The 11,392-nt window shown below is 62.7% G+C and carries 11 protein-coding genes; 8 read left to right on the top strand and 3 right to left on the bottom strand.

Annotated elements, in window-relative coordinates; all coding sequences use genetic code 11:
• Positions 1–71: 71 nt before the first annotated feature.
• Both NDB2M4_RS15710 and NDB2M4_RS15705 read left to right on the top strand, forming a co-directional pair.
• Positions 72–815: a sulfite exporter TauE/SafE family protein gene (locus NDB2M4_RS15710; protein ID WP_072376760.1), complete on the top strand. Its 744-nt coding sequence runs from the start codon at positions 72–74 to the stop codon at positions 813–815.
• An 89-nt stretch (positions 816–904) separates the two neighbouring features.
• Positions 905–1,711: a sulfite exporter TauE/SafE family protein gene (locus NDB2M4_RS15705; RefSeq protein ID WP_072376758.1), complete on the top strand. Its 807-nt coding sequence runs from the start codon at positions 905–907 to the stop codon at positions 1,709–1,711.
• A 65-nt stretch (positions 1,712–1,776) separates the two neighbouring features.
• On the opposite strand, the gene NDB2M4_RS15700 is transcribed toward NDB2M4_RS15705, so the two are convergent.
• The 3 genes from NDB2M4_RS15700 to cysG are packed head-to-tail and all read right to left on the bottom strand — an operon-like array spanning position 1,777 to position 6,823.
• Positions 1,777–3,516, bottom strand: a complete 1,740-nt coding sequence (locus NDB2M4_RS15700) for an NADPH-dependent assimilatory sulfite reductase hemoprotein subunit (protein WP_072378187.1) — start codon at positions 3,514–3,516, stop codon at positions 1,777–1,779.
• 36 nt (positions 3,517–3,552) lie between these two features.
• Positions 3,553–5,334 carry a diflavin oxidoreductase gene (locus NDB2M4_RS15695; protein WP_072376756.1) on the bottom strand — a complete coding sequence of 594 codons (1,782 nt, stop codon included), beginning with the start codon at positions 5,332–5,334 and terminating at the stop codon, positions 3,553–3,555.
• A 34-nt stretch (positions 5,335–5,368) separates the two neighbouring features.
• Entirely contained in the window at positions 5,369–6,823 is a 1,455-nt protein-coding gene (gene cysG / locus NDB2M4_RS15690; protein ID WP_072376754.1) for a siroheme synthase CysG, read from the bottom strand.
• Between the two features lie 535 nt (positions 6,824–7,358).
• Between cysG and pqqA the strand changes: the two genes are divergently transcribed.
• From pqqA to NDB2M4_RS15660, 6 genes are all read left to right on the top strand, one after another.
• The gene (pqqA, locus tag NDB2M4_RS15685; protein WP_068459738.1) at positions 7,359–7,448 is read left to right on the top strand and encodes a pyrroloquinoline quinone precursor peptide PqqA; all 90 of its coding nucleotides are present in this window, start codon (positions 7,359–7,361) and stop codon (positions 7,446–7,448) included.
• A 126-nt stretch (positions 7,449–7,574) separates the two neighbouring features.
• Positions 7,575–8,507 (top strand): pyrroloquinoline quinone biosynthesis protein PqqB, encoded by a 933-nt coding sequence (pqqB, locus tag NDB2M4_RS15680; RefSeq protein ID WP_072376752.1) that lies wholly within the window; start codon positions 7,575–7,577, stop codon positions 8,505–8,507.
• Complete coding sequence (gene pqqC, locus NDB2M4_RS15675; protein ID WP_083556473.1) at positions 8,504–9,283, top strand: pyrroloquinoline-quinone synthase PqqC; 780 nt, start codon at positions 8,504–8,506, stop codon at positions 9,281–9,283. The genes pqqB and pqqC overlap by 4 nt, the downstream gene beginning before the upstream one ends.
• Entirely contained in the window at positions 9,284–9,586 is a 303-nt protein-coding gene (pqqD, locus tag NDB2M4_RS15670; protein WP_072376750.1) for a pyrroloquinoline quinone biosynthesis peptide chaperone PqqD, read from the top strand.
• A gap of 59 nt (positions 9,587–9,645) precedes the next feature.
• Positions 9,646–10,827 (top strand): pyrroloquinoline quinone biosynthesis protein PqqE, encoded by a 1,182-nt coding sequence (gene pqqE, locus NDB2M4_RS15665; protein WP_072378183.1) that lies wholly within the window; start codon positions 9,646–9,648, stop codon positions 10,825–10,827.
• A gap of 169 nt (positions 10,828–10,996) precedes the next feature.
• The gene (locus NDB2M4_RS15660) at positions 10,997–11,377 is read left to right on the top strand and encodes a c-type cytochrome (RefSeq protein WP_072376748.1); all 381 of its coding nucleotides are present in this window, start codon (positions 10,997–10,999) and stop codon (positions 11,375–11,377) included.
• Positions 11,378–11,392 lie beyond the last annotated feature (15 nt).

Raw genomic sequence — 11,392 nt, 5'->3', positions numbered from 1 at the left:
TGATAGGCCCCCTGGCTCGACTTGCGTGTCCGCTATTGCGGAGCCCAGAGCGGAGCAAGCGAACCGACACGATGTGGGAAGAGCTTCTGCTATTTGTTGCGATCGGCTTTGCCGCGCAGATGGTCGATGGCGCCATCGGCATGGCATACGGCGTGACGTCGTCGTCGGTTCTGCTGAGCGTCGGGGTTCCGCCAGCAACGACGAGCGCGTGCGTCCACGCAGCGGAGACCTTCACGACGTTCGTCTCGGGCGTCTCGCACTGGAAGCTCGGCAACGTCGATCGGAAGCTGTTGGTGCGACTTGCGGTGCCGGGCATGGTCGGCGGCGCGATCGGCGCCTATCTCCTCACTAATCTCGACGGCGAGAAGGTGAAGCCATTCATCAGCGCTTACCTGCTGCTGATGGGCATTTATATCGTCTGGTGCGCGATCAATAAGCGACAGTCTGACGGCGCGCCGCCTTCGCGCGTGGCACCGCTGGGCTTCATCGGCGGCCTGCTCGACTCGCTCGGTGGCGGCGGCTGGGGGCCAATCGTCACCACGACCTTGATCGGTCAGGGGACGACACCGCGCTACGCCATTGGCTCAGTCAATCTCGCGGAGTTCTTCGTCACCCTCACGATCTCGGCTACTTTCGTCTTCACCATCGGCCTCGAGCTTTGGCCGATCATCGCGGGCTTGATCATAGGCGGGATCATTGCTGCGCCGTTCGCCGCCCTGGCGACGAAGAAGCTGCCTGACAAAGTGCTGATGGCGCTCGTCGGAAGTGTCATCGTGATCCTGAGCCTCAGAACCATCGTCATGTCCCTCACCTGAGGCTCCCCGCCTCACATCCCTGGTTGAACCATCCAAGATAACGGATAAGGTCGCCCGACGCGCCCTCGAACGTTACGCGAGCCTGGCATATGGAATTTCTACACGTGGGCGCCTGGCCCCTGGTCATCATTGGCGGCTTTACAGTTGGCTTTCTCGTCGGTCTTACCGGCGTTGGAGCTGGCTCGCTGATGACGCCCTTCCTCATCTCCGGAATCGGAATTTCGCCGGTGCTCGCCGTCGGAACGGACCTGCTGTTCGCCTCGATCACCAAGGCGAGCGCAGCGTGGCGGCATCATGCGCTCGGCAATGTACATTGGCCGATCGTGCGATGGCTGGCGACGGGCAGCCTGCCGGGCGCCGCGATCATTCTGGCGTGGATCTACCTCGTCGAGCCGGACATCCACATCCTCGCGGCAGTGATCCGGAAGGTGCTGGCCTTCGCCCTGGTCATAAGCGCGCTGTGCGTCGCGGCATATCCGGCGCTGAAGCGCTATGCGATGCGCACGCCCGACCTCGATGAAACCGGACGCGTGCGCAAGCTTCCCACATTGGTGCTGGGCTTCGTCCTCGGAGTGCTGGTGGCGCTGACCTCGGTCGGTGCGGGTGCGATCGGCGTCGTGGCGCTGACGATGCTTTATCACTCGCTCTCGGCGCGGCGCCTCATCGGCACGGACATCGTGCATGCGATCCCGCTCACGTTCCTCGCGGGTGCAAGCCACTTCGGCATGGGCAACGTCGATCTACCGATCTTGGGGCTGCTGCTGGTTGGATCGGTGCCCGGCATCGCGCTCGGCTCGCGCATTACAGGCATGGTGCCAGACTGGGTCTTGCGCGTGACGCTGGCGCTGGTGCTGTTCTGGGCGGCGTTCGCGCTGATCAATCCGCTCAAGCATTAGATTCAGGCAATGGGCAGCAGGCAATAGAGGGAGGTTTCTATTGCCCAATGCCCAGTGCCTAATGCCTAGACTCGGCTCACGGTCTTCACGAGGTCGAGGTCGGCGTGGAAGCGGTTGCCCGCCGTCGTTGCCTTCACGTAGCCGGCACGAATGGCGAAGTCGCCGAAGTGCTCGCCTTCCTCGCGCTCTTTGGCGTAGCGCGCGAAGATTGGATCGAGCAGACCGATGATGCGGTCCTTGTCGATGTCCTCGGCGTAGAGCTTGTTCAGGCGGTCGCCGTTGAACGCTGCTCCCAGATACAGGTTGTAGAGCCCTGGGTTGCGCCCGACGAGGCCGATCTCGGCAAGGTATGGCCGCGCGCAGCCGTTGGGGCAGCCCGTCATGCGGATGACGATGTCGTCGTCGCGCAGACCGGCCTTCTCGAGCGACTCTTCGAGCGCTGTGACGAGTTCCGGGAGAAAGCGCTCGCTCTCGGCCAGCGCCAGGCCGCACGTCGGCAGCGCGACGCAAGCCATGCTGTTGCGGCGCAGACCTGAAAAGTCGGAACCGATGACGATGCCGTGCTCGGCGAGCAGAGCTTCGATCTTCGGTTTGGTCTTGGCCGTGATGTTGGAAATGATGACGTTCTGATTGGCAGTGACGAGGAAACCGCCAGGGTGAATCTCCGCGATCTCGCGCAGCGCTGTGCGCAGGCGCCAGCCGGGCTTGTCCTTGATGCGGCCGTTCTCGACGAACAGCGTCAGGTGCCACTTTTTGTCGGCGCCCTGCTGCCAGCCGATCACATCACCGGTCGAGGTGAATTCGAACGGGCGCGGCTCGCCGAGCTTGTAGCCGAGGCGCTTCTCAACCTCGTTGCGGAAATTGTCGAGGCCACGATCTTCGATCGTGTACTTGAGACGCGCGCGCTTGCGGTTCTCGCGGTTGCCCCAGTCACGTTGCACGGTGACGATCTTCTCCGCCACGTCGACGGCCTGCTCAGTGGTGCAGAATCCAAAGAGATCAGCGGTGCGCGGGAAGGTGTCGGGGTCGCCGTGGGTCATGCCCATGCCGCCGCCGATGGTGACATTCCAGCCGACGAGCTTGCCCTTATCGTCGGTGATGGCGATGTAGCCGAGATCGTGCGCGTAGATGTCGACGTCGTTGGACGGCGGCACGGCGATCACGGTCTTGAACTTGCGCGGCAGATAGTGCTTGCCGTAGATCGGCTCCTCGTCCGTCTTCGCGGGGCGCGAAGCGTCGGAGACCTGCTCACCGTCGAGCCATATCTCGTGGTAGGCGCCGGTTCTGGGCAGCAAGTGCTCGCTGATGTCTACGGCGAGCTGATGCGCGGCGGCATGCACCTTCGACAGGTTCGGGTTGCCGGTCGCCAGCACATTGCGGTTGACGTCACCGCAGGCGGCGAGCGTGTCGAGCACGGCGGCATTGATCGCCTGCATCGTGCGCTTCATGTTCGTCTTGATCACGCCGTGGAACTGGAACGTCTGACGCGTCGTCAGGCGCAGTGCGTGGTTTGCGTAGGTGCCGGCAATGGCGTCGAGCTGCAGCCACTGCTTCGACGTGGTGACGCCGCCCGGCAGGCGCACGCGGATCATGAAGCTGTAAGCCTTTTCCAGCTTCTTCTTGGCGCGCTCGCCGCGCACGTCGCGGTCGTCCTGCAGGTAGGTGCCGTGGAACTTGGTGAGCTGGCTGTCATCCTCGGAGATGGCACCGGTGGAGACGTCGGCCAGTCCCTGCGCGATGGTGCCGCGCAGCTGGTGGCTGCTCTCCTTGATGAGTTCGTTCTTGGCGCGCTTGTCTTCGCTCATTGTCGTGTCCTGGTCCGGCGCTAGCGCCGCCTTCAATCAATATACGTCGCGCTGGTAGCGGCCGGCCTTGGCCAGCTCTTTCAGCTTCGCCTTGCCGGCTTCGTCGTCCCCGCGTGCCGCGTCGGCGAGAATGCGGGCGAGCGTCACGTCGACATCGCGTCCCATGCCCTTCTCGTCACCGCACACGTAGATGTGGGCGCCATCTTCGACCCAGCGCAGAACATCCTCGCGCGCTTCCCATAGGCGCTGCTGGACGTAGATCTTCTCCGGTTGATCACGTGAGAAGGCGACGTCGATGCGCGACAGCGAACCCGACGCCAGGTGATCCTGCCATTCGAGCTGGTAGAGGAAGTCGTTGGTGTAGTTGCGCTCGCCGAATACGAGCCAGCTCTTACCCTTCGCGCCCAATTCCGCGCGCTCTTCCACGAAGGCGCGGAAGGGTGCGACGCCGGTGCCAGCGCCAATCATGATGATCGGGCGGTTGCCGTCCTCGGGGAGGCGGAAGTGGCGGTTGGGCTTGACGTAGACGCGCACCGGATCACCGACCTTGCGGCGGTCGGCGAAGTAGGTGGAGGCGACGCCGCCACGTTTGCGACCGTGCGATTCCCAACGCACAGCGCCAATCAGCAGATGTGCTTCGCCGGGGTGTGCTTTGGGGCTTGAGGCCACCGAGTAGAGCCGGCCCGGCAGTGGGCGCAGAACGGAGAATAGCTGCTCTGCGTTGAGTTTTTCCGGATAGGTTTGCAGGAAGTCTACAAGCTGGCGATCGGCTGAGAAATCGCCAAAGGCCTTCTGATCGGTGAGCGCGGCCGCGTCGGTGCGGCCGGTCAGCTTGGCGTAGGATTCAACGAACGCGCGCGACAGCGTCGTCACGTCGTAGCGCTCGCGCAGTTTGCGCACGACGTCGCCGTCTGCGCCGAGGCCGACAGCTTCGGCAACGTCGAGCGCGAGCTGCGGATCGTTCTCGGGGACGACGCCGATGGCATCGCCGGGAAGGTAGGAGAAGCCCGGAGCGTCGGCCGCGATCTCGATATGCCAGGTCTCGCGGGTCGAACCCGAACCGTTGAGATTGACCCGTGCATTGATCTCGCCGGTCAGCGGATTTTCGGCAGTAAACTGGGGCTCGTCATCGTCAGCGGGATGCGAGCCGCCCTTGAAGTCGACATGCACGACAGTGGTCGCCGCGGCATCGTCCGCTGGACCCAACTCCGCAAGTGCTTTTTCGGTCCAGTCGGCGGCCTGCTTGGCATAGTCGAGGTCGAGATCGATGCGGTCGAATGCGCGCGTGCCACCCAGCGCTTCGAGGCGGGCATCGATTGCTTTGCCGGTGGCGCAGAACTGCGCGTAGGCCGTGTCACCGAGGGCCAACACGGCAAAGCGAACACCCTCGATGCGCGGGGCATCGTCGCTCATCAGGGCCGTGTAAAAGTCGACAGCGCGGCCGGGCGGATCGCCCTCGCCCCAGGTGGCAGCGAACACGAGGATGTTCTTGGCTTTGCTGAGCACGCCAAAATCCGCATCGGCGAAGTCGAACACGCGCGCATCGAGGCCATGCTTCTGGGCGGTCTTCTTCGCGCGCATTGCCAGCGCCTCGGCGTTGCCGCTCTCACTAGCATAGAGGATCAGCAGCGGCTGGCGCGATTTCGACTGCGCGACGGGCTGGGGCTGGCCGCCTGCCTGCGCGGCTTCGAAACCGGCAAAAAATCCGGCGAGCCAAGCACGCTGCTGCGGCGTCGTACGCGCGACGACACTGTTGAGTGCATCGATTTCTTCCGGGGTGAACGGCGCGTTCTTCGGAAGCAGCGGTTGGGCAGTCACGGATGTCTCCTCGACATATATCGTCTTGGCGCCATCAGGCGGTGCTGTGCGTCTGGCTTATCATGGACTGCGTCGCCGCGTCCTGAGCCGCCGGCTCGTAGACTTCGACGCGCTCGGGAGGTGTGAGCCCAGCGCTCGCCCAATCCAGACCGACGAAAATGATTGCGGGTCCAACTATCCCTTTGTCGGCGATAGCGCGAGCAAGAAGTGACAGTCGCGTCGACACGACACGCTCGCTCGACAGCGTGCCGTTCTCGACGATGACGATGGGCGTGTCGGGCTGCGCCCCTGCCGCCAGCAGGCGCCCGCGGAAATGCTCGGCGGTGCGGACACCCATGTAAATGGCAAAAGCCTGCCCGGGGGCCACGAGTGAGGACCAATCGACCTCAACCGGGCCCTCCGCAGAGGCTCCGGTGATGACGGTGAACTGGCGCACCTTGGTTCGCAGCGTGACAGGCAGGCCGACGCTGGCTGCGCAGGCGTGCGCGGCTGTTATGCCGGGCACGACAGTCACGGGAATACCAGCGGCGCGAACGGCCGACATCTCTTCGGCGGCTCGGCCGAATACGAATGCGTCGCCGCCTTTCAGGCGGGCAACCCGGTGCCCCTTCAAGGCTTCGCGTACGAGCGTGCGGTTGATCTCGTCTTGCAGGGCTGCATCGCCCTCGCGCTCCTTGCCAACGTAGATGCGGATGGCATCGCGGCGCGCATATTCCATGATGGCCGGATTAACGAGGCGGTCGACGACCAGAACATCGGCCGACTGCAGATACTGCTGCGCCTTGAGCGTGATCAGATCGGGCTCGCCCGGTCCGCAGCCTATCAGCGCAACGCTGCCGACAGGCGTTGCCTCGTTGCGCGCTGCATCGAGCTGACGCGTCAGCTCACGGTCTGCACCGGAAGGGTCGCCGTTGAGAACGAATTGGCGCCAGAGCCCTTGCAGCAACGTTTCCCACGTGCGGCGGCGAAGAACCGGATCGACGATTGCCTCGCCAATCTTCTGGCGGATCGCGCCGGCGCTCTGCGCCACGCGCCCGAAATGCGCCGGCAGCCAGCTTTCCAGCTTGGCTTTAATCTCGCGGGCAAGAATGGGCGCTGTGCCTTCGGTGCCGATGGCGACGACGACGGGGTCGCGATCGACGATGGCGGGCATAATGAAGTTGCTGTCGGCCGGCACGTCGACGACGTTTACGGGAATGCCCTTCGCACGCGCGGCCGCGGCTACACGGCCGTCGAGCTCTGAATCATCGCTGGCGGCAAAGACAAGCGACGCTCCGGCGAGATCGGATTCGCTGAAGCTGCGGCGGAGAATGTTGAACGGCCGTTGGACTTGCAGGTCCGCTACGCCGTCGTCCACCTCTTCGGCAACAACCGTCAGACGCGCCGTGGTCTTGGTCAGCAGGCGCAGCTTCTGCAACGCCTTCTCACCGCCGCCGACGATAAGGACATGGCGATCCTCAAGATCGAGAAATATGGGGAAGTAGCGCAACGCCCGTGCCTTTCGCTGCCTGCGATCCAACGTCGTCCAATCGATAGGATGGTGCCGGTGCTTCGGGGCACACTCCCCCCTGACGCGCCAGCCCCATTCTTATAGTTGACCGAAGTAGAATTTTCTATTGTTGCCAGCCGCGGCGGCGTAAATAAGCAACCATTTTTCCTTTTTCACCGGCCTGAGGCAAATTATTCCTTCGCCGACAGCAGCGCCACGCGCGCCTTCTCGTTAGGTCCGCAACCCAATAGCTGGTGTCGCCAACCTTGCGCCTGATGGTGGTCAGCAGCTGGCCCGGGCGGGAGCCCACCGCTGTTCCCAGGGCTGCCAGATGACGGAAATCACACGCGTTTGTGAGTGTGATTTACTTTCGTCGGATCAGGCCCTGTGGTTTATAGCCGCTATAGCGGTTCGGACTTGCGTGATCCGGATCCGCGGGACTGAAGCGGCCCTCCCAGGAAGGTCAGCTTCAGTGGGTGGGCCCTCGGCGGGGCCATCCAATTTTGGACGGCATCTTGCCGAATAGGAGGAAGACATGAAGGTTTGGTCGAAGCCCGCAGTTCGCGAGCAGGAAGTTGGCCTCGAGGTTACCTCGTACATGCCGGCTGAGATCGACATCATCTAACGACTGTCGATCCACTCACGAACCATGTGAGTTTCCGACAACGGCGGTCGAGACCTCGGCCGCCGTTGTTTTATTCGGGCGCTGGTGCTCTTTTGAGCACGTGCGGCCCGCAACCAGCGATATTCGATGATCATCAAAGTTTTGGGGTCTGCTGCGGGAGGCGGTTTTCCGCAGTGGAACTGTAATTGCCGCAATTGCGTCTCCGTGCGCGCCGGAGCCGAGGGCTTCCGGGCCAGAACGCAGTCCTCTCTGGCGGTGAGCCGCGACGGGGTGAATTGGGCGTTGCTCAATGCCTCGCCCGATCTTCGCGAGCAGATCGCCAACACGCCGGCGCTACATGCCGATCCGCGCGTCGGCCTGCGCCACAGCCCGATCAAGGCGGCTGTGCTGACCAACGGCGATGTCGACCACATCATCGGGCTGATCAACCTGCGCGAAGCGCAGCCGGTCTCGGTGTTTGCTTCCGACCGCGTGCTGGCGACCGTCAACGCCAACTCGGTATTCCAGGTGCTAGCGCCAGCGCTCGTGCCACGCATCGAAATGAAGCTCGATACGCCGTTTAACCTGGAAGGCGGCGGCGTAGATCTCGGCCTCACTGTCGAGGCGTTCGCCGTGCCGGGCAAAGTCGCGCTCTATCTCGAGGACGCGTCGGCAGGTGGTAACTACGGCAGCCGCGAGGGCGACACCATCGGCCTCAAAGTTACTGATCCGAGCGAAAAGAAGTCCTTCTTTTACATTCCCGGTTGTGCCGAGATAGATGATGAGCTGGCGGAACGACTGAAGGGCGCGTCGACCGTTTTCTTCGATGGGACGCTCTTCACCGACAACGAAATGATCGAGCAAGGGCTGCTCAATAAGACGGGCGCCCGGATGGGGCACATCAGTATGTCTGGCCCCGCAGGGTCTATCGCCGCCTTTAAGAAACTTGGTGTCGGCAGGCTCGTATATGTTCATATAAACAACTCGAACCCGGCACTGGACGAGAACTCCGACGCCCTAAAAGCCATAGATGCTGCGGGTTGGGAGGTCGGGTACGATGGGATGGAGGTACGCCTATGAGCGAAGCTGTGAGCCTGGAGCGGAAAAACAGCGAGCGTAAGCCGCTTGACCCGATGCCGGTCGCTGAGTTCGAAGCCGCGATCCGGGCAGTCGGCGCGGAGCGCTATCACGACAAGCACCCGTTTCATCACATGCTGCATGGCGGCAAATTGAAGAAACCGCAGGTGCAGGCGTGGGCGCTCAACCGCTACTGCTATCAGTCGGCGGTGCCGCGTAAGGATGCCGCCCTCATCAGCCGCCTGCATGATCGCGAGCTGCGCCGCGAATGGGTGCACCGCATTTTGGATCACGATGGCTTCGGCGAAGAGGAAGGCGGCATCGAGCGCTGGCTGGTCCTGACCACCGGCCTCGGACTCGACCGCGACTACGTGACCTCGATGAAGGGCGCGCTGCCGGCGACGAAGTTTGCCGTCGAATCCTACGTTACCTTCGTGCGCGAGCAGCCGATCACGGTTGCGATCGCCTCGTCGCTCACCGAGCTGTTCGCCCCCAAGATCCACAAGGAGCGGATCGCGGGCATGCTGGAGAACTACCCCGACTTCATCGACGACAAGGTGATGGCCTACTTCAAGCGCCGTCTGACGCAAGCGCCGCGCGATGCCGACTTCGCACTCGGCTATGTGCTGGAAAACGCTAAGACGCGCGATGAACAGGAGGCGTGCGTCGACGCCGTCCGCTTCAAATGCAACGTGCTGTGGTCGCAGCTTGATGCGCTGCAGCATGCGTACGTGGAAGGAAACATTCCTCCCGGCGCATTCCGGCCGGAGGGTGCGTAAATGAACGAGACGGCGCCACGCCAGCGAACGGTCATTTCGGCCGAGAGCAAGCCAGCCATGCCGCGTTACATCAAGATGCGCCACGACGCCGGACGTGATCGTTGGATCATCCTGGCGCCGGAGCGCCTGTTCGACCCCGATCCGATCGCTGTCGAGGTTTTGAAGCTTTGTGATGGGGCGCGCACTGTTGGTGAGATCGCCGAGCACCTAGCTAAGGAATACAACGCGCCGAGGGAGGATATCGAGGCCGACATCGTAACGATGCTTCAGGACCTCGCGGACAAGGGAGTGGTGAAGGCATGAACGAAACTGCCCCTGAGAAGCATGTGAAGGAATCGACCGTGACGATGGACGCGGGCGAAATGCGCTGCGATGCGTCCTCCGCCCCGTCGCCCGATCCGTCATGCGTGATCCGCGCTCCGATCGGCCTCCTCGCCGAGCTGACTCACCGCTGTCCGCTGCAGTGCCCTTACTGCTCCAATCCACTCGAGCTCGAGAAGGTCAACACCGAGCTGACGACGGAGGAGTGGCAGAAGGTGATGCGCCAGGCGGCGCAGCTCGGCATCCTGCAGGTTCACCTTTCGGGTGGCGAGCCGACGGCACGCCGCGACCTGGAAGAGATCATTACGACTGCGTCGGAGGCAGGTCTCTACACCAACCTCATCACCGCGGCCGTGCTGCTGAAGCGCGACCGGCTGGAGAAGCTGAAGGAGTGCGGCCTCGACCACGTGCAGATTTCCATTCAGGACATCGATACGGCGGCAGAGAATGCAGACCGCATTGGCGGCTACAAAGGCGGCAGCGCCAAGAAGAAGGAAGTAGCGGGCTGGGTGCGTGAACTCGGCATGCCGCTGACCATCAACGCGCCGATCCATCGCCACAACATTCACAACGTCGAAGCGATCATCGACTATGCGGTCTCGCTTGGTGCCGGCCGCGTCGAGGTTGCGCACGTTCAGTACTACGCATGGGCGCTCAAGAACCGCGCCTCGCTGATGCCGACGCGCGAGGCCTTCATGGAAGCAGCGCGCATCGTCGAGCGAAAGCGCGAAGAGCTGAAGGGCATCATCGTCATCGATGCCGTGGTGCCGGATTACTACGCAAAGTTCCCGAAGCCCTGCATGGGCGGCTGGGGCAAGGGCATTATCAACATTACGCCGTCAGGCCGCGTACTGCCCTGCCATGCCGCGGAATCCATCACGCAGCTCGAGTTCGACAACGTGAAGGATCGCCCGCTCGCCGACATCTGGCTCAATGGCGATGCATTCAACAAGTATCGCGGCACGAGCTGGATGAAGGAGCCGTGCCGCACGTGTCCGCGCCGCGAGGTCGACTACGGCGGATGCCGTTGTCAGGCGTTCGCTCTCACAGGTGACGCGGCGAATACTGACCCTGCATGCTCGCTTTCACCGATGCACGAGGAGTGGGCAAAGGTGGCAGATGTGGAGTCTCATTTGGCCTCGCCGGCGTTTATCTATCGGCGACCAGGTGGCGCTTCGCCTAAGCCTGCACCAGCAAAAACGCCCGAGCCGAGCGACGCTTAAGTCCGCTCGCTGCATCGCAACAAAAAATTCCGACTCGCACCCTCGGGGAACTTGGGGTGCGGCATCGTGTTCAGCCCAAGTTCACAAAAGACTTGGCAGATTTACGATGAGTATTGGAATATGCGCGCGCCATCAAACGACGTGTGCACGTCGAAAAGGGAGAAACGGGATGCTCAAGTGGGTTGTCGCTGCGGGTTGCTTGCTCGCGATGCCAGCTGTTGCCTCGGCACAGGACGCCGAAGCCGGCAAGAAGCTCTGGAACAAGTGCGCGCCGTGCCACGCCATTGGCCCGGGTGCGAAGAACAAGGTTGGTCCTGAGCTGAATGGCTTGCTGGGTCGCCCCGCTGCTTCGGTCGAGGGCTTTGCTTACTCGGACGCTCTGAAGAAGTCCGGCATCACCTGGGACGACGAGAAGCTGCACAAGTGGCTCGAGAACCCGAAGGCTCTGGTACCCGGCACGAAGATGCTGTTCCCGGGCGTGAAGGACGAGACGCAGCGCGACGACATCATCGCCTACATCGAGTCGTTCAAGGCTGACGGCTCGAACTAAGCGACGTCACTTCTA

Source organism: Hyphomicrobium sp. NDB2Meth4, assembly GCF_900117445.1.
In the GTDB taxonomy this organism is placed as follows: Bacteria; Pseudomonadota; Alphaproteobacteria; order Rhizobiales; family Hyphomicrobiaceae; genus Hyphomicrobium_A.
Note: the sequence above shows the minus strand (reverse complement) of the source record. Positions and strands in the feature narration are given on the sequence as shown.